At 44.4% G+C, this 16,562-nt stretch carries 19 protein-coding genes; 9 read left to right on the forward strand and 10 right to left on the reverse strand.

What is annotated here, in order from left to right; all coding sequences use genetic code 11:
* Positions 1 to 72: 72 nt before the first annotated feature.
* Both DEO27_RS28620 and DEO27_RS28625 read right to left on the reverse strand, forming a co-directional pair.
* A complete protein-coding gene (locus DEO27_RS28620) occupies positions 73 to 711 on the reverse strand; it encodes a DNA-3-methyladenine glycosylase family protein (protein WP_112570864.1) in 639 nt (212 codons plus the stop codon).
* Positions 712 to 1,187: 476 nt separating this feature from the next.
* Positions 1,188 to 2,306, reverse strand: coding sequence for a DUF4407 domain-containing protein (locus tag DEO27_RS28625; RefSeq protein WP_112570862.1), 1,119 nt, complete (start codon positions 2,304 to 2,306; stop codon positions 1,188 to 1,190).
* 116 nt (positions 2,307 to 2,422) lie between these two features.
* Between DEO27_RS28625 and DEO27_RS28630 the strand changes: the two genes are divergently transcribed.
* From DEO27_RS28630 to DEO27_RS28645, 4 genes are all read left to right on the forward strand, one after another.
* The gene (locus tag DEO27_RS28630; protein ID WP_091208895.1) at positions 2,423 to 2,737 is read left to right on the forward strand and encodes a rhodanese-like domain-containing protein; all 315 of its coding nucleotides are present in this window, start codon (positions 2,423 to 2,425) and stop codon (positions 2,735 to 2,737) included.
* 1 nt (position 2,738) lies between these two features.
* Positions 2,739 to 2,954 (forward strand): DUF6358 family protein, encoded by a 216-nt coding sequence (locus tag DEO27_RS28635; protein WP_112570860.1) that lies wholly within the window; start codon positions 2,739 to 2,741, stop codon positions 2,952 to 2,954.
* Between the two features lie 178 nt (positions 2,955 to 3,132).
* A complete protein-coding gene (locus DEO27_RS28640) occupies positions 3,133 to 4,038 on the forward strand; it encodes a prohibitin family protein (protein WP_112570858.1) in 906 nt (301 codons plus the stop codon).
* Positions 4,038 to 4,319, forward strand: a complete 282-nt coding sequence (locus DEO27_RS28645) for a hypothetical protein (RefSeq protein ID WP_112570856.1) — start codon at positions 4,038 to 4,040, stop codon at positions 4,317 to 4,319. Before DEO27_RS28640 ends, DEO27_RS28645 begins: the two co-directional genes overlap by 1 nt.
* A gap of 169 nt (positions 4,320 to 4,488) precedes the next feature.
* Here DEO27_RS28645 and DEO27_RS28650 read toward each other — a convergent pair whose 3' ends face one another.
* On the reverse strand, positions 4,489 to 6,849 hold the full coding sequence (locus tag DEO27_RS28650; protein WP_112570854.1) for a prolyl oligopeptidase family serine peptidase: 2,361 nt from the start codon (positions 6,847 to 6,849) through the stop codon (positions 4,489 to 4,491).
* Between the two features lie 70 nt (positions 6,850 to 6,919).
* Here DEO27_RS28650 and DEO27_RS28655 point away from each other — a divergent pair, with 70 nt between their 5' ends.
* From DEO27_RS28655 to DEO27_RS28665, 3 genes are read left to right on the forward strand one after another with little or no spacing between them, the layout of a single operon-like run.
* Positions 6,920 to 7,435, forward strand: a complete 516-nt coding sequence (locus tag DEO27_RS28655) for a GNAT family N-acetyltransferase (protein WP_112570852.1) — start codon at positions 6,920 to 6,922, stop codon at positions 7,433 to 7,435.
* Between the two features lie 16 nt (positions 7,436 to 7,451).
* Positions 7,452 to 8,030, forward strand: a complete 579-nt coding sequence (locus DEO27_RS28660; protein ID WP_112570850.1) for a zeta toxin family protein — start codon at positions 7,452 to 7,454, stop codon at positions 8,028 to 8,030.
* Positions 8,020 to 8,211 carry a hypothetical protein gene (locus DEO27_RS28665; protein ID WP_112570848.1) on the forward strand — a complete coding sequence of 64 codons (192 nt, stop codon included), beginning with the start codon at positions 8,020 to 8,022 and terminating at the stop codon, positions 8,209 to 8,211. The genes DEO27_RS28660 and DEO27_RS28665 overlap by 11 nt, the downstream gene beginning before the upstream one ends.
* Positions 8,212 to 8,218: 7 nt before the next feature.
* On the opposite strand, the gene DEO27_RS28670 is transcribed toward DEO27_RS28665, so the two are convergent.
* Complete coding sequence (locus tag DEO27_RS28670) at positions 8,219 to 8,713, reverse strand: GNAT family N-acetyltransferase (RefSeq protein ID WP_112570846.1); 495 nt, start codon at positions 8,711 to 8,713, stop codon at positions 8,219 to 8,221.
* Between the two features lie 28 nt (positions 8,714 to 8,741).
* Positions 8,742 to 9,992: a peptidase T gene (pepT, locus tag DEO27_RS28675; RefSeq protein ID WP_112570844.1), complete on the reverse strand. Its 1,251-nt coding sequence runs from the start codon at positions 9,990 to 9,992 to the stop codon at positions 8,742 to 8,744.
* Positions 9,993 to 10,070: 78 nt separating this feature from the next.
* Here pepT and DEO27_RS28680 point away from each other — a divergent pair, with 78 nt between their 5' ends.
* Both DEO27_RS28680 and DEO27_RS28685 read left to right on the forward strand, forming a co-directional pair.
* Entirely contained in the window at positions 10,071 to 10,820 is a 750-nt protein-coding gene (locus tag DEO27_RS28680; protein WP_146750032.1) for a hypothetical protein, read from the forward strand.
* Complete coding sequence (locus tag DEO27_RS28685; protein ID WP_112570840.1) at positions 10,820 to 11,173, forward strand: MmcQ/YjbR family DNA-binding protein; 354 nt, start codon at positions 10,820 to 10,822, stop codon at positions 11,171 to 11,173. Before DEO27_RS28680 ends, DEO27_RS28685 begins: the two co-directional genes overlap by 1 nt.
* Before the next feature lie 68 nt (positions 11,174 to 11,241).
* On the opposite strand, the gene DEO27_RS28690 is transcribed toward DEO27_RS28685, so the two are convergent.
* The 5 genes from DEO27_RS28690 to DEO27_RS28710 all read right to left on the reverse strand — a co-directional run bounded on the left by DEO27_RS28690 (position 11,242) and on the right by DEO27_RS28710 (position 16,409).
* Entirely contained in the window at positions 11,242 to 12,009 is a 768-nt protein-coding gene (locus DEO27_RS28690; protein ID WP_112570838.1) for a DUF1080 domain-containing protein, read from the reverse strand.
* 25 nt (positions 12,010 to 12,034) lie between these two features.
* On the reverse strand, positions 12,035 to 13,750 hold the full coding sequence (locus DEO27_RS28695; RefSeq protein ID WP_112570836.1) for a GMC oxidoreductase: 1,716 nt from the start codon (positions 13,748 to 13,750) through the stop codon (positions 12,035 to 12,037).
* A gap of 47 nt (positions 13,751 to 13,797) precedes the next feature.
* Positions 13,798 to 14,523: a glucosamine-6-phosphate deaminase gene (locus DEO27_RS28700; RefSeq protein WP_112570834.1), complete on the reverse strand. Its 726-nt coding sequence runs from the start codon at positions 14,521 to 14,523 to the stop codon at positions 13,798 to 13,800.
* Between the two features lie 3 nt (positions 14,524 to 14,526).
* Positions 14,527 to 15,612, reverse strand: coding sequence for a Gfo/Idh/MocA family protein (locus DEO27_RS28705; protein ID WP_112570832.1), 1,086 nt, complete (start codon positions 15,610 to 15,612; stop codon positions 14,527 to 14,529).
* Between the two features lie 551 nt (positions 15,613 to 16,163).
* A complete protein-coding gene (locus DEO27_RS28710) occupies positions 16,164 to 16,409 on the reverse strand; it encodes a hypothetical protein (RefSeq protein ID WP_112570828.1) in 246 nt (81 codons plus the stop codon).
* Between the last annotated feature and the right edge of the window lie 153 nt (positions 16,410 to 16,562).

Consider the following 16,562-nt stretch of genomic DNA (forward strand, 5'->3'; position numbering starts at 1 on the left):
CGCAGCTTTGCATGCGGCTCACCAGGACGTATAAGATTTCTCCTCGTTCCTCGTTCGAAATGACAATTTTTTTTACTCTTTTAGGGACTTGCGCGGCGCTGATAGATAATAATGCCACAAAATCATCGCCGCAACCGTGCGATATGGTTTCCATTGTTCGGTTAGCGATAGCAATTCTTCTTTGGCGGTTTCTTTTGGCAGATTTTTTACCCGCTTTAGGGCGTTTACGGCTGCAAGGTCACCAATGGGGAAAACATCGGTATGCTGCAGTACAAACATGAGGTATACGTCGGTAGTCCAGTTGCCTATGCCTTTGAGCGCTGTTAGTTTGGCGCGGATAATGTCGTCGGGCATTTTTTCCATTTCGGCAAGGTTGATCTGCCCGTTTACAATGGCTTCGGCAAGATATTTTATATAAACAGTTTTTTGACGGCTTACATAGCAGGCCCGGAATTCCTCATCTGTCAGGAGCAATACCCGGGTTGGGGTAATTTGCTGTACCCGCTCCCTGAGTTTATTTAAGGCAGATAATGCTGAAGCTAATGATACTTGCTGCTCTAATATAATATGTACCAGGGTTTCAAAACTGTTGGGCCGAGACCATAGTGGTGGATAGCCATGGTTTTGAATGATTTGCGCTAAATCCGGATCATTAGCTGCCAGTTTATCGCAAATTGTATGAAAGTTTGAATGGGAAAATTGCTCAAACATAGGTTGATGATATGTTGTGCAAGATGAGGGATTGGGTTGGGAATTGCAAATTATGGATGTAGAGACGCATTATCCCCAGACAATTAATGGAAAGGTTTTTTAAAATCCCCTCTTGAGAGGGGGCGCGACGGTTTTGTGCGAGAGCAGGGGTGTGTTTCTGCATCATTCATAAACCGAGCGTAGAAACACACCCCTCCACCCCTCTCAAGAGCAGGGCTGTTGCATTCTGATATTGAGTTCTTAAAAACTCGCACGATTAAGCGTCTACGCTTGATCGTTAGTCTTAATTGAGCGTCCACGCTCCCGTAATACGTTATAAACGTAAGCGTGGACGCTTACGTTGGTTATAATTCAAGCGAAAGACGCTTGAACTTGCGTTGTATATTATAGAATGCAACAGCCCTGCTCTCAAGAGGGGAATCGCGCAATTCCTACGCTTTTTTAAAAAACTAATTAAGCGTCTCTACGCTGAGAAATTACTCATAGCTATGCCGCTCAAAATCATAATCAGATTGTGAGCTGATGATCTTTTTTCGCCGCTGGATATCCGTATCCAGGTTATGATCATAAATATTATCGGTAACGGCCATGTCCCGTTCCTTGTCGCGTTCGGCGTAATGAATATTGGCCTCGGCCGTTTTGGCAATGGCCGTATCATAAGGCCCTTTGGGCGACATTAGCTTTACAAATACCGGCAAACATTCAAACAAAATAAACAGGTAGCCGATAAACGAGATAGCCAGATAGGTATCCAGGTCGCGCTTGCCGTTTTCCGTATAGGTTAGCTGACCTAATGCCCAGTTACGGTCGGAGAAGCCCGCAATGCTGGCCAGGCTATCCAATTGGTGTTCGGTAAATAAGCGCGTGCTGTTTAGCCCTTCATAATCCTTGCGGGCACTCAGATACTGATCCATTTGCCCCAGATTATCTGTAACAGTTTTAAGGCGGGCTTCCTTTTCCTCCAGTACACCTTGCTTTTGTTTGGCATAAGTGCCATAACCGGTTATGCCTGATGTTTGGTTAGTTTTATCGCCAAAAACTTCCTGGTTAAGCTCGTAACGTGAGCGGTTGATATCCCTTTCTAACGAGTCCTTTTCCTTTTTCAGATCGGTGTTTTTGCCCAGCTCCATAGCATACTTCTGCATGTATGTTTTCTCGAGGGTGTCGATTTTGCTGCGCTGGCCTTTTAAATAGGCGGTTTTAAGCTTCTGGCGAATCTCCTTGTCAAAGATCTTAAGTTCAAGCGGACGAGATATTACAACCCCAATCATGATAGCCAATAGAATACGCGGCGAAGCCTGCAAGATCTGCTGATTGGTTGTACCTTCTTTATTGATGCTGGATACAATGTAGCGGTCCATGTTAAAAATGGCCGTTCCCCACAGCAAGCCAAATAGTATAGCAAAGCCTACAGCAAAGGCATCGCCATTAAAAACAAAGTACATGGCATAGCCGCCCGATAAAGCCGCGAACAAAGCGGTAAAAAATATAGTGGCCCCAATACCAACATACTTATTATGCTCAATGGGGTACTTTTTTAGGGTATCGATATGTGCTCCTGAACAGAACCAGAAAAAGCGTGTAACTTTTTTCATTAAGTAATTATTGTGTAAACATATATGAAACGCTCATACACTTTGATTGTTACAAATAACAAGCCTAAATATTTGATTAAGAAAAAAACTACCTTTGAATTATAATTACATTTAACATGAACGAGATAACCGTACAGGAACTAAAAGAGAAAATTGATAAAGGCGAAGATTTTCAACTGATTGATGTTAGGGAAGATTTTGAATACGAAACTTCAAACCTTGGCGGACAACTTATACCGCTTGGCGGCGTAGTGATTGAATCTGAAAAGATTAGCAAAGATAAACCGGTAGTGGTAATGTGCCGTAGTGGCAAACGCAGCGCGGCCGCTATTATGCAGCTGGAGCAGCTTGGTTTTACCAACCTGTCAAACTTAAGAGGCGGCATCCTTGCATGGCAAGCCGAAATTGACCCCGAATTAAACGTATACTAAAATGGGCTTTAAATTAGTGCTCAATGTACTTTACACCATGGGGGTGGCATTGTGCTTTATTGTAGCTTATAAAATGTTTACAACTCATAATTACCCGGTAATGGCAGGAGCCATGATTGTTGGCGTAATTGTGATTTTCATGAAGCTAAGGCTTTTGAAAGAAGTTAAAGAAACACAGGAAGCCCCGCAAAATAAAAAAGGTAAAGGCGCGAAATAACCAGACTTACGAAGTTTTCAAAACTTCGTAAGTCTTCTTTAATAATCTCCCCCTGGCTCAAGTTTTCTATGGCGGCCTTGAGCATACGCTAACTTGTGCCTTTCCGGTACTTAATCCCCCTAAAAATCATTCTTTTACAATAAGCTTGCAGCATGTAAAAAAAGCTTAACTTCATTGCATGTTTATAGCAGTATTAGGAGTTATTGTACTCATTGTGGGTATAGTGCTCAAACGTTCGCCTGAGCCGGCTGGTCGCTTTAATGGCGTAGTAACCGCGGTGGGTATAGCCATGGTGGTGCTTGGCTTATTACTTAATGTTTTCAAGGTTATTGAGCCGGGCAAGGTGGGCGTGCAGGCGCTGTTTGGCAAAGTGCAGGATCATGTACTTGAAAGCGGCTTGCATATTGTAAACCCGGTTGTCGAGATCACAACCTTTGATATCCAGACCCAAACCTATACCATGAGCGCAGTAAACAACGAGGGCCAGAAGGAAGGGGACGATGCCATTCGTGTACTTTCTTCAGATGGGTTGGAGGTTACCATCGATTTGTCGGTGCTTTATAAAGTAAAACCCGAGAAAGCGCCTTACATTATGCAAAACATCGGCGTAAATTATGTAGATAAGATAGTCCGCCCGGTTGCCCGTACCGCTATTCGTGATAATGCTGTTGCCTATGCGGCTGTCGACCTCTATTCGACCAAAAGACAGGAATTCCAGGATAAAATTAACCGTTACATTACTGCCAGCTTTGAAAAACGAGGACTGGAACTGCAGCAGATCCTGGTGCGTAACATTACCCTGCCGGCTTCGGTTCGGGCCAGTATCGAATCAAAGATCAATGCCGAACAGGATGCGCAGAAAATGGAATTTGTACTGCAAAAAGAACGTCAGGAAGCGGAGCGTAAACGCGTAGAAGCACAGGGTATCGCTGATTACCAGCGCATACTTTCGACCGGCCTGTCAGATAAACAATTACAATACGAAGCTATAAAGGCTCAAAAAGAAATAGCCCTGTCGCCAAACGCCAAAGTGATCATTATTGGCGGAGGGAAAGGAAATCCTATTATGTTAAGCGATAAGTAATGAATAATCAGAAAAAGAAACCGCGTACCGGTGTTCTCATCGTCATTTATGTATTGGCCATAGCGGCAATCTTTATTTCAAGTGTATTTATGCCTGCTTCCTCAGAAAAGATACCTCCGGGTTTCTACTTGCATTTAGCGGTGGTTATTGGCTGTCTGTTTTTTCTTTGCCGTGATCTTTACAGGTTAATAAAACGCGATAAAGCTTACGTATGGCCAGTGGTAGTGCATGTTATAGCATTGATTATACTGGCCGCCCCGCTTGTTGTATTAATGACCTGAGGCCGGAAAGACTTACGAAGTTTTCAAAACTTCGTAAGTCTGGATCTTTGCCAAGAGCAAAAAAATGAAAAAAAATGTCATTGCGAGCGATAGCGTGGCAACCGCACGTGCGCAAATCCGCCCTGTAAATCATGCGATTGCTTCGTTCCTCGCAATGACATATTTATACCTATTTCTTCAATGTCCCTTCAAATAATTTATAGATCCGTTTATACTCATCGGCCCAGCTGCTTGGTTGTTCAAAACCGTGATCTTCTACGGGGTATGAAGCCAACTCCCAGTTTTCTTTATGCAGTTCTATCAGTTTTTGAATTAGACGGATAATATCCTGATAGTTTACGTTTTGGTCTATCATGCCATGTAACACCAGCAGGTTACCTTTTAATCCGTTGGCAAAGTAAATGGGCGAGCTTTTTCGGTAAGCTTGCTCATCTGTAAAAGGTTCATTAAGGATATTTGAAGTGTATTCATGATTATAGTGAGCCCAGTCGGTAACGGAACGGATAGCGCCGCCTGCCGCAAAAATATCCGGCTCGGTAAACATGCCCATCAGCGTAATGAAACCACCATACGAACCACCGTACAAGCCAACATGCTTGGGATTAACGCCATACTTTTCAACCAGTAGTTTTACGCCATCCACCTGGTCTGTAAGATCTTTACCACCCATGTGGCGATAAATACCGGTACGGAAGTCGCGACCATAACCAGAGCTGGCGGTATAATCGATATCCAGTACAGTATAGCCATTATCGGCCAGCATGTTGTTGAACATATACTCACGGAAATAGTAACTCCATGAGTAGGTAACATTTTGCAGGTATCCCGCGCCATGTACAAAAACAACGGCCGGTTTTGCCGGGTTGGCTTTTTTAGGCTGATATAAACGGGCATAAACATCGGTACCGTAACGGTTTTTAAAGCTGATGATCTCAGGATCACGCCACGGGTACGACAGGTATTCGGCCGAAACCGAGTTAGTTATTTTCACAGCCTTAGCTCCGGGTTTGTTAGCCTGGATATATAACTCCCAGGGGCGGTTTGAGTAAGAATACCGGATAGCCAGCCATTTTTCATCAGGCGAAAGGGTAACCTCGTTGCCGCCTTTTATGCCGGTAATTTTAACCGGAGTACCGCCACTAACCGGAATGCTGTAGAAATGCGTTATCCCCGGATGGTCAATATTGGCCGTAAAGTAAAATGTTTTTTTATCCTGACTTAATTGCAAGGTTTGCACTTCCCATTTGCCGCTGGTAAGCTGTTTTTTAGCACCATTGGTTACGTCAACCACATAAATATGTGAGTAGCCGCTGGCTTCGCTCTGGTAATAAAAGTGGTTATCATCAATAAAGCCGGCATTCCCCGGATCATCAATACCGGGGCCTCCAATCCAGGCCTCGTCACGCTGGCGATCAAGTAGGCTTAGCCTGCCGCTTACCGGGTCAAGGCGCATGATCCAGCAATCTTTATTATCCTGTGCTGATATAATTACAACCGCGTTGCTACCGCTTTGGTTCCACAAAACACCATCAATGTTCACCCGCCTGTCGGCATCTTCCTTTTGGCGGGCTTTTAACTCTTCGGGATAATCTTTTAGATAGTCCGGGAGGTCTTTAATACCGGGGATGTCTGATGTAATCACCGGGTACACCGCCTCACGGCGCTTATCGTAAATAAAAGTTTCGGAAGTTGATGACGGGCGACCAACCTTTGACCGGTTCGGAATATCCTCAGTAAAGCCTGAAGCAGTAACATAGTTAGGTACGATTGCATTTTGAACGCCATCGGCCCGTTTGGTAAGTCGATAGGTGATAAACCTGCTATCCGGACTAATCTGTACAGCACCTAATCTTTTATCGCCAAAAGCTATTTCTTTTAACTTGTCAGGTTTAAGTAGCGCAGTTTCGGTGGAATCTTTTTTGTCGTCCTTCGCTTCTTTTTTAATGATATCAAACAACTCCAATTGTTGCTTTTTGAGCCATTGTTCTTGTTCGTTGGGCTTATCTTTACTTTTTTTATCGCTTGCGGCGCGAACAAAATTGGTAAGTTGCACAAGGCCGCCTCCGTTCAGGTTCAGGGAGAAAAGGTTATTGTCTTCTTTATAAATGATCTTTGTTTCATCACCACTAAAAACCGGGCTGTCTTCCTGGCCTACGGTATTGGTTAAACGGACGGTTTTATTGCTTCTTACATCGTACAAAAACAAATCGCCGTTTTTACTGAATACTTTTTGGTTGTGTTTTTTGTTCCACTCGCCGTTGCCAGATGCCAGTTCCCGCTGCTCCGCGATGCTAACCTTCTGCACACGGTTATCACCCGGAATAACAGAATATAGCCTTGTGTCGCCGGAAGCATCATCATCCCATTTAAAATAGATCTTTTTACTATCGTTGCTCCAACGGATATTGGAGGGCGATACGCCGATCCATTTTGGGTCGCGCATAATTTTTTCGATGGTAAGGGTATCCAGTTTTTGGGCAAAAGCACCCGTTGCCGGGATCAGGAACAATAAGCTTAGCAGTTTTTTCATATCTCAATAAAACATGCAATTTAGCAGTTTAGCCAATGATTGCTATTTTTAAGCATTTTATTGTTACAAAATGGAACTACAGGGTAACGGATTTTTATTGAGGGCCTGGCAACGGGGCGATGAAACATCGCTGCAAAGGCATGCAGACAACGTGAAAGTATCGGCTTTTTTGCGTGATAGGTTCCCATACCCCTATACCCTGGATGATGCCTCGTTTTGGGTGAACTTGGTAAAAGATCAACAGCCGTTAACGAGCTTTGCCATAGTGATTAACGGCGAAGCCTGTGGAGGTATAGGCATTGAACTAATGACCGATGTAAGCCGCATAGCAGCTGAGATAGGTTACTGGCTCGGTGAGGAGCACTGGGGCAAAGGCGTTACCACCGCGGCATTAAAACTGATAACTGCTTATGCATTTGAATATTTCCCGCTGGAACGTATTGAGGCCGGGGTATATGATAAAAACGGGGCATCAATGAAAGTGCTTGAAAAAGCAGGTTATGTAAAAGAGGCTGTGCTACGAAAATCGATCATTAAAAACGGCGAAGTTATGGATAAGCATATGTATGCTATTTTTAGGGATTAATAATTAAACTCTCAGGATGCCTAATTTGTACATCATAGCAGGCTGCAATGGCGCAGGCAAAACCACGGCAAGCTACACCGTTTTGCCTGAGTTGCTTAACTGCAACGAGTTTGTAAACGCAGATAACATTGCGGCAGGACTATCCCCCTTCAATCCGGAAAGCGTTGCATTTGAAGCCGGACGGATCATGTTGCAGCGAATTGACGAGTTACTGGATAGAGACGTTGATTTCGCTTTTGAAACTACACTTTCAACGCGGAGTTATGTTTCTTTGGTTAAGAAAGCTCAACAAAAAGGATACGAGGTTACTTTATTGTTTTTTTGGTTAAGTTCTCCGCAGATGGCAATGGAACGAGTAGCTAAGCGAGTGAGTAAAGGCGGTCATAATATTCCTGCTGATGTCATAGAGCGGAGATATTACCGGGGTATAAGAAATTTGGTATATTTGTATATACCACTTTGTGACAGGTGGTTCGTGATAAATAACATGAATACCGGCCCTCAAGTAGTGGTAAGAGGTTTTAATTCGTCGGAAAAAACAATAATAAAATCCGATGTTTGGAAGGTAATTTTAGATCAGGCAAATGACAACTAAAGTAAAAAAGGGGGATATGGATGACTTTGAGGCAAAAGTGCTTGAAGGCATGAAACGGGCAAATCGTAAATTGGTTGAGGCCGCTGCTGCAAACAACGAAAGCCTTATTATTGGTGAAATTGATGGCAGTTTCAAAGCCGTACCTGCTAAAGAACTTTTGAAAACCCTTCCCGCCAAATAATAGCCGCCTACAGTTCCTTCCGCATTACATAATCGTTCATCCAGTAATCCCCGATAGCGATATCTTCTTCATAGGCTATAGTAAATCCCATCTTTTCATAAAACGACTTGGCGTTATTATACCTGTTCACGTTAAGTTCCAGTGTTTGCTTGCCTGCGTCTTTGGTTTTTTGGGCCACCTCGTTAATCAGTACTTTTCCGTAACCTTTGCCCTGGGTTTCGGGCAGGCAGTATAGCTTGTGCAGTTTGTAGATCTCAGGATCTTCTTCACGGGGTGAGTAAGATGCGAACGCCACCGGTTTGTTTTCTTCTTCCAATAGCAAAAAAGTTTGCTGATTTTCCTTAATCTGCTTGGTTATTTTTTCTGCCGAATAGATCTCACCTAACATAAAGGCGATCTGTTCGCGCTCAAGAATAGGGCTATAGGTTACCCACCATGTTTTATCGGCAATATCGCGGATAGTTTCTACATCGTTAACTGTGGCCGTACGTATCGTATACATCTTCAAATTTAGTTGTGTGTTGTTAATACTAACTTTTTTCCTCCCAGATCATGCACAGATGCAAAATGGTTTCAACCGCTTTTTGCATATCCTGAACGGATACCCATTCGTGCCTGCTGTGGAAAGCATGTTCTCCGGCAAAAATATTAGGGCAGGGTAATCCCATAAATGATAACCTTGAGCCATCGGTACCGCCACGGATGCTGCACAACTTAGCAGTTAAACCTGTACGCTTGATGGCCTCCATCGCATAATCCACAATTTGCGGGTGCTGATCAAGTACGCCCTTCATATTGCGGTATTGCTGACTAACAGCTATATCGAACGTAGAACCCGGGAATTTCTTCAATACTTCAGTTGCTGTTTGTCGAATAACCTCTACATGATCTGCAAGTTTAGCTTCGTCAAAATCACGGATGATAAAATCAACAGAGGCGGTTTCTACATGACCTTCTATACCTACGGGATGTACAAAGCCCTGCATCCCTTCAGTGTGCTCCGGTGAAAGATCATCGGGCAGCGCAGCTATAATTTGCCCTGCAATTTTAATGGCGCTTTCCATTTTTCCTTTAGCAAATCCGGGGTGTGAGCTTACACCGTTAATAGTAAGCCGCGCGCCATCTGCCGAAAAAGTTTCGTTTTCCATATTGCCCGCGCTTTCGCCATCCATAGTATAGCCGGCAAAAGCGCCAAGCTTGGCAATATCCACATGGTCGACACCATGGCCAACTTCCTCATCCGGCGTAAACAGGATCCGGATATCGCCGTGTTTAATTTCGGGATGGTTCATGAGCTGGTAGCAGGCGTCCATAATTTCGGCCACGCCCGCTTTATTATCCGCGCCAAGCAACGTGGTGCCACTGGCGGTTATTACGTCGTTCCCTATCTGGTTTTTAAGGTCGGCATATTCGGCCATGCGGATCACCTGGGTAGTATCATCGGGCAATATTAAATCCTGCCCCTGGTAGTTTTTATGTACTATTGGTTTTACGCCCTTCCCGCTACAATCGGGAGCGGTATCCATGTGCGAACAGAAGCAGATCACCGGCACCTGCTTATCTGTGTTGGAGGGGATGGTTGCGTAAACATAACCGTATTCATCCAAATGCGCGTCGGTTACGCCAATAGCCAAAAGTTCCTCAACCAACAAACGACCAAGATCTTTTTGCTTTTCTGTTGACGGAAATGTAACCGAAGAGGGGTCGGATTGCGTATCAATGGTAACGTAACGCAGGAAGCGTTCGGTAACAGTGAACTTAATGAATGAGCTAAAATTCATATAAAGCTTTTATATTAGTGCAAATTTAGGCGGCGGCAAACACCATCTCCAATTGTAAATATTGATTAAAATTATACATTGAAAAAATATTTTCTGCTTTTTGTTTTGGTTTGTGCCACTGTTATGGCAAAAGCCCAAAGTGGTTACAATTATTATGAATGGGGTTTTGGCGGCGGCGTCAATTACGCGCGCGGGTTTGACGACCTTAAAAAGCAGGTTTGGCACCCCGGTGGTACACTAAACCTAACCTATAACTATAGTCCCTATGTGCCTATAGCACTCGATTTTCATTTTGGTACCCTTGAGGGCGGTGGCCTCACCCCGGCACAGGATGAATTTGGCCGTAAATCAAAAAATAATTTCCTGGCGCTTGCCCTACGTGCCGATATGCAGATGGGAGAGATCATTGATTACGAAAACAGCGGATTTTTAAACGTAGTTAAAAACTTTTATGTAGGCGCGGGCATAGGCGCTATAAAAAACAAGATGGCGTTTGTGCAACGTTCAAATCCGCCGGGATATGAAAACCACGGGCCGGTTGGCGATCCCGAAGGGTTTCAGGGTAAAGACAAGAGCATTAACCTCATGATTCCGCTGCGCCTTGGCTACGAATTTAAAATTTATGATGATTACGACCAGGTAGGCTATACCATAACCCTCGGCGTTCAGCACAGTTATACTTTTGGAGAAGGACTTGATGGGTACAATGACAACCCTCAAAAATATAAAAACAACGCGCCCGACCAGTTTGTTCAATACAGCATAGGTTTCAAGTATAATTTTGGCAATACGGTATCTTATACCAAACTGGTCAGAAACTTCAGGTAATGAACATCGAAGAACTGCGCGATTATTGTTTGCAAAAACCAGGGGCTACCGAAGGTTTTCCGTTTGGCGAGGATACCCTTGTTTTTAAAATTGCCGATAAGATCTTTTTGTTAACCGGTTTGCAAACCGGCGACAGATTTAACGTTAAATGCGATCCCGAATGGGCCGTTGAACTCCGCGAACGCCATCCCGAAGTGCAGCCAGGCTACCACATGAACAAAAAAATGTGGAATACTGTACAAATGAACGGCTCCCTTACCCGAAAACAACTCTGCGAAATGATTGACCACTCCTACAATGAAGTGGTTAAAAGCTTGCCCAAAAAGGTACAGGCAGAGATAGTAGCCTTGTAAAAGATATTTAGTAATCCAGACTTACGAAGTTTTAAAGACTTCGTAAGTCTTCTATATTTCGAGCCGCGCTATAATTTTTTAATCTGGATATTCCTATACCAAACGTCGGCGCCATGGTCCTGTAATATGATATGGCCGGTTTTAAACGTGCCGAAATCGGGCCATTGCTTAAATTTGCTTCCTGCTACCAGTTTTTTCCAATGATCATCCCAAAGGGTGGTTGATAACACATGTTCGCCGTTTATGGTAAAATCAAGCTTACTGTTGTTGCAAACAATCTCTACCTGGTTCCATTCGCCGGCAGGTTTTACTACTTCTTTTGATATCGAGATGAGGTCATACAGATCACCCGCGCGGTGTTTGATAAGTTTGCCGTCTTCGTTTTCCTTATTATCAACAACCTGGCATTCGGGGCCGGTAAAATAGCTGTACTTGTATTTGGTAGTATCTTCTTTTACGTGAAACAGGATACCGCTGTTGCCACCTTTGGAGATCTTCCATTCCAGCTTCAGATCAAAGTTTTCATATTCACCGTTGCTTACCATATCACCACCGTTTTTGGTTTGCCAGTCGCCTTTTTCTGAGGCATCAAGGTGCAGCACGCCATCCTCCGCTTTCCAGGCCAAGCCCGGTGCCGGTTTGCCATAAGCATGCCAGCCATCAGTGGTTTTCCCATCAAACAATGATTCAAATCCCGATGCAGTATTATTTGTACTATCCTTTTTTTGATTGGTATCAGCAACAACGGTGCTGTCCTTATTATAGTTTTTGGGGGTAGATGAATGGCAGCCGCTTATGGCTATGGCTGTTAGTGCTATTAAAAATAACTTGTTCATTGGTGCTATGTTTAATTAGTAAGTTTTAAAGATTTCCTTTTTTAAATTCGCCCACGGCATAGGTGGCAGCACGGGCTGTTAAAGCCATATACAAAATAGACGGACTTTGGTTTCCAGTGGTAGCCATACAGGCGCCATCTGTAACAAATACATTTTTACACAAGTGCAGTTGGTTCCATTGGTTAAGCATCGATGTTTTAGGATCTTTACCCATCCGTACCCCACCCATTTCGTGAATATCCAGGCCCGGTGCCTGTTTGTTTTCATGCTTCTGAATGTTGGTGCACCCGGCTTTTTCAAACATATCGGCAGTTTGAGTTAAAAAGTCCTGGATCATGCGCTCATCGTTATCGTCATACTCAACAGAGGTTATCAACAACGGAATCCCCCATTGGTCTTTTTTATCCGGACTCAACCGCACATGATTGCTGGCTTTCGGAATGGTTTCGCCTTGCAGGTACATGTAAGCGCTCCATCCACCCGGTTCAGTAAGCGAATCTTTATAAGTACCGCCAATCTCGCCATCGACGGTTTCTTTTGGTCCGCGGTTGCGATAAGCTCCCATGAAAGTGGTAAAGCCTCCCTTATAATCTGTTTCCTGTTTGTGCAGGTTCCGGTAATTGGCCAGGATCAGTTCTGTTGGGTTTCGGCCAAAGTAGTAGCGGTCTAAAAAGCCATCCATATCGGCAGTAACCGATGCCCGGTAATTTTGAAAGGCGATGTATTTACCCAGCAAGCCATTATCATTTCCAAGCCCGTTGGGGAAGCGAGTTGATTTTGAGTTTAGCAGGATAAGGTTAGTATTCAACGCCGAAGCGTTCATGAAAATAACGCGCGCCTTGTATGTAAACTCTTGCTTGGTGTTGGTATCAATAACTTTTACACCAGTAGCTTTACCCAGCTTTTCATCATAAATAACAGAATGCACCACCGAAAATGGCCTTATAGTAAGATTTCCTGTTTTTTTGGCCCAGGGTAGCGTTGAACTTACCGAACTGAAATAGCCGCCGAAAGGGCAGCCACGCATGCAAAGGTTGCGCGCCATACATTTAACCCGGCCCTGATCTATATGAATCTGCTCCGGCTTGGTAATATGCGCCCAGCGGGCATGTACGAGGTGCCTGTCGGGATAATTTTCTTTTATCTTTTTGCTGATATGTTCCTGTACCGCGTTCATATCAAAAGGCTGCAGGAACTCGCCATCGGGCATAGCTTCAATGCCATCCTTATTGCCACAAACGCCTATAAATTTCTCTACATGTGAGTACCACGGCGCTACATCATCATAACCAATGGGCCACTCAATGCCATAACCAAAACGTGCCGGATTTTCAAATTCATACTTGCTCCAGCGCTGGCAAGCCCGTCCCCAGGTAAGCGATTTGCCCCCAACCTGGTATCCGCGGATCCAGTCGAAAGGTTTTTCCTGTATATACGGGTGATCCTTATCCTTCACAAAAAAATGTGCGTCATCTTCCCCATACCCTGCCGCCCGGCTAATGAGTGGGTTTTCCTTCAAAAAAGATTTTGTCATTTCGCCGCGATGCTTAAACTCCCATGGATCCATGGTTGCCGTGGGGTAATCTTTAATGTGCTGCACATCACGGCCGCGTTCAAGTACCAGGGTTTTTAAACCCTGCTCACAAAGCTCTTTAGCAGCCCATCCACCGCTGATGCCTGAGCCTATTACTATGGCATCATAAGTAAACTGATCGGCAGTGTTTTTAGGTTCATCAGGCATGGGTACAATTGGTTATGGTTAATAAACTATTTAATTGTCAATAGGTTTTAGTTGAGCTGCGCTGCTGCGGCGTCATCCAAAAATACCTGCGCGTTTTGCAATGTTTTAAATATAGATGCAGGTATATCATTGGTAACACACCCCTGCAGGGCCTCTGCTATAATGGGTGCTTTTTTGCTTCCATTCGCTATAAGTACCGGCACGGCAGCTTCGGCCAGGTGGCGTAAGCCAAGGGTGATGCCTTCGGTTAAAATCGTATCCGTAGTAAAATATTTTTGAGCTACTTCAACCGTAATGGGAGCCAATGGTGAGTGGTGCGCGTAAGAATGAAAATTGGCTCCGGGTTCGTTAAGGCCGATATGGCCATTAAGCCCTATGCCAACCACCATCATATCCAGGCCACCCAGGCTCTCAATATGTTTATTCATCGCCTGGCATTCGGCATCAAGATCATCGGCAACAGCATTAAAAAACTTCACCTTGCCGGGCGAAATATTAAGCGGCGTAAAAAAATGCTTTTCGAGAAAATAGGTACAGCTGCCATCGTTAGTACGGTCAAGCCCAACCCATTCATCAAGCCCAACAAAGTTGGTTTGGCTAAAATTAACCCTGCCCAGGTTTGCATATTGAACAAGGTAGCTAAACATGCCGGTTGGCGAATCGCCAGATGGGAAGCAGATCAGCGCGTCGGGCTTTTGGCTAACCAGGGTAACCACTAAATCGGCCGCCGCTTTCGACATGGTATTATAATCAGGATATATATGTAGTTTCATTTTCTATTTATTATTGAGCCAAAGATTTACAGGTTTATCAATCTTTGCCGAAAATGGCAGCTCAATCTTTTTTCCCGCCCCGGCCGATGCATAAGCGGCATAGATGAGCTCAAGCACTGCCCTGCCATCCTCTCCCGTTACCAACGGTGTCTTGTCATTTTGTACACAGTCAATAAAATGTTTCAGTTCATGCGGATACCCCTGGTTAAAGGCTTCTTCAAAAATGGTGAAGCTCCAGCCCTGTGTGGTATCTGATTTCTCCATCGCGTAGCCATATCCATCCTTGCTGTAGGTTACCGCGGCATTGCCCATGAATAAATCAGCATAAATAACGCCGCCAAGTCCGTGAATTTCGCAACGGTCGTCCATGCCGCCGTGCTTGGCCCAGCTATTTTCGGCTACGGCAGTTACGCCGTTTTCAAACTCAACAATAATTACCGAATTATCTTCGCCTTTAGTGCGGCCTTTATGCAGCACGGTACTCATGCTGGCATAAACGCTTTTGGGTTTGGCATTGTTAAGCATCCACCTGAACCAACCCAAGGCATGGCATCCCATATCCATGATCACTCCGCCGCCGGCATAGTTGATATCATAAAACCAATCCGAATGCGGGCCGGAATGCTTTTCGCCCTGCTTAAGCATATAGATATTGCCAATAGCGCCCTCTTTAACCAGATGCCTTGCCCGTTCGTATTTTGGCGCAAAGCAGAGCTCTTCTGCATACATCAGTTTTACATTGTTGGCCTTGCATACGGCAATCATTTCATCGGCCTCTTCAAGCGTAACGGCAAGCGGCTTTTCAATGATGACATGCTTGCCCGCTTTGGCGGCTTTAATCGTGGCTTCGGCGTGCAGGTAATTAGGCAGGCAAATATCCACCACCTCACAGCCTGATTCGGCTATCAGTTTATCGATGTCATCAAACCATTGGGCTATATGATATTTTTCGGCAAAGGCTTTGGCTTTTTCGGGGTTACGGGCATAGCAGGCTACAACCTCGGCTTCGGGGATAAAGCGATGGTACGATTCCATATGGATATCGGTAATAAAACCGGCACCCAGTATGGCTACTTTAGTTTTGTTCATAAAATGTATATATAATTAAGCGCTGATAATTGGAACAGCGTGCAGGATTTAACCGGTTCAGAATACTACCCAAGATTAGCGAATAATATTTAAAAATTGAAAACTTTTGGAAGATGTACTGAATACACATAACAGCGTTTGTGGTATCCTGACTCACATCGGTCCGCTCAATCGCCGCGGGTAGGCTTTGTTCTTTTTCTTGATAAAAAGAACCAAAAATCAAGTCAGCAGATAGGCTTCTTTTCCGCACAGGCCCTTGCCCTGCAAATCGGGCAGAACCACGGGCTGCAAAAACTTGCCCCACTCCGTTCGCTCATAGTCCAACCCTTCTGCAAATATTTGCTATGCCCCTGCAGCCGCACTTCCCGCCATGTTCTGCCCGCTTTCCCCCGAAGCTTACCTGCCGACAGAAACTTTTTTATTGATGTGAAGGGTAAGAATGAAGCATCACTTTCTACTTGTATAACCACGGGTATTATGTAGCAGAAAATATTGAGCGATATCAAGGATGATAATGCTTATAATTTACCTACAAAGCGTGGCTCAAACAATTATTGCTCCATGATGTGCTTTTTAATAAACTCAATGGTTGAGTCGGGCAGGGCGTTGCCGCTTACCTGGGTAAGGTTGCCGTTGGCCTGTAGCTCAAGTTCGGCATTGATATTATTGTCGATAAAAACATGCAGCTTGTTTTGTTCTTTTTCAACACGGCAGGTAAGCTCACGTTCGGAGTAGTTGATCAGGAATTCGTACTTCCCATCTTTAGCAGCCGGTTTGGTGTCTTTTTGATCAATCATGGCGGTTTGTTTATTGGGATAACACGCCGGGATACATGATGTTTACTTTATTGATAAATAAAACAGCTGTTTAAACATGCTTTAAAATGTGGCAGAAAAAAAAGAGATAGCCCGCCGGCTGTCTCTTTTTTAAATTTAAGTTGACTGACCTCA

The organism is Mucilaginibacter rubeus (genome assembly GCF_003286415.2).
Classification (GTDB): Bacteria; Bacteroidota; Bacteroidia; order Sphingobacteriales; family Sphingobacteriaceae; genus Mucilaginibacter; species Mucilaginibacter rubeus_A.

Bases quoted from the DNA above. Each gene is read 5' to 3' on its own strand.
- DEO27_RS28645 (WP_112570856.1), top strand. From the start codon at position 4,038: ATGAATAATCAGAAAAAGAAACCGCGTACCGGTGTTCTCATCGTCATT.
- DEO27_RS28710 (WP_112570828.1), bottom strand. From the start codon at position 16,409: ATGATTGATCAAAAAGACACCAAACCGGCTGCTAAAGATGGGAAGTAC.
- DEO27_RS28685 (WP_112570840.1), top strand. From the start codon at position 10,820: ATGAACATCGAAGAACTGCGCGATTATTGTTTGCAAAAACCAGGGGCT.
- DEO27_RS28690 (WP_112570838.1), bottom strand. From the start codon at position 12,009: ATGAACAAGTTATTTTTAATAGCACTAACAGCCATAGCCATAAGCGGC.
- DEO27_RS28695 (WP_112570836.1), bottom strand. From the start codon at position 13,750: ATGCCTGATGAACCTAAAAACACTGCCGATCAGTTTACTTATGATGCC.
- DEO27_RS28620 (WP_112570864.1), bottom strand. From the start codon at position 711: ATGTTTGAGCAATTTTCCCATTCAAACTTTCATACAATTTGCGATAAA.
- DEO27_RS28650 (WP_112570854.1), bottom strand. From the start codon at position 6,849: ATGAAAAAACTGCTAAGCTTATTGTTCCTGATCCCGGCAACGGGTGCT.
- DEO27_RS28635 (WP_112570860.1), top strand. From the start codon at position 2,739: ATGGGCTTTAAATTAGTGCTCAATGTACTTTACACCATGGGGGTGGCA.
- DEO27_RS28700 (WP_112570834.1), bottom strand. From the start codon at position 14,523: ATGAAACTACATATATATCCTGATTATAATACCATGTCGAAAGCGGCG.
- DEO27_RS28655 (WP_112570852.1), top strand. From the start codon at position 6,920: ATGGAACTACAGGGTAACGGATTTTTATTGAGGGCCTGGCAACGGGGC.
- DEO27_RS28640 (WP_112570858.1), top strand. From the start codon at position 3,133: ATGTTTATAGCAGTATTAGGAGTTATTGTACTCATTGTGGGTATAGTG.
- DEO27_RS28705 (WP_112570832.1), bottom strand. From the start codon at position 15,612: ATGAACAAAACTAAAGTAGCCATACTGGGTGCCGGTTTTATTACCGAT.
- DEO27_RS28665 (WP_112570848.1), top strand. From the start codon at position 8,020: ATGACAACTAAAGTAAAAAAGGGGGATATGGATGACTTTGAGGCAAAA.
- DEO27_RS28660 (WP_112570850.1), top strand. From the start codon at position 7,452: ATGCCTAATTTGTACATCATAGCAGGCTGCAATGGCGCAGGCAAAACC.
- DEO27_RS28625 (WP_112570862.1), bottom strand. From the start codon at position 2,306: ATGAAAAAAGTTACACGCTTTTTCTGGTTCTGTTCAGGAGCACATATC.
- DEO27_RS28670 (WP_112570846.1), bottom strand. From the start codon at position 8,713: ATGTATACGATACGTACGGCCACAGTTAACGATGTAGAAACTATCCGC.
- pepT (WP_112570844.1), bottom strand. From the start codon at position 9,992: ATGAATTTTAGCTCATTCATTAAGTTCACTGTTACCGAACGCTTCCTG.
- DEO27_RS28630 (WP_091208895.1), top strand. From the start codon at position 2,423: ATGAACGAGATAACCGTACAGGAACTAAAAGAGAAAATTGATAAAGGC.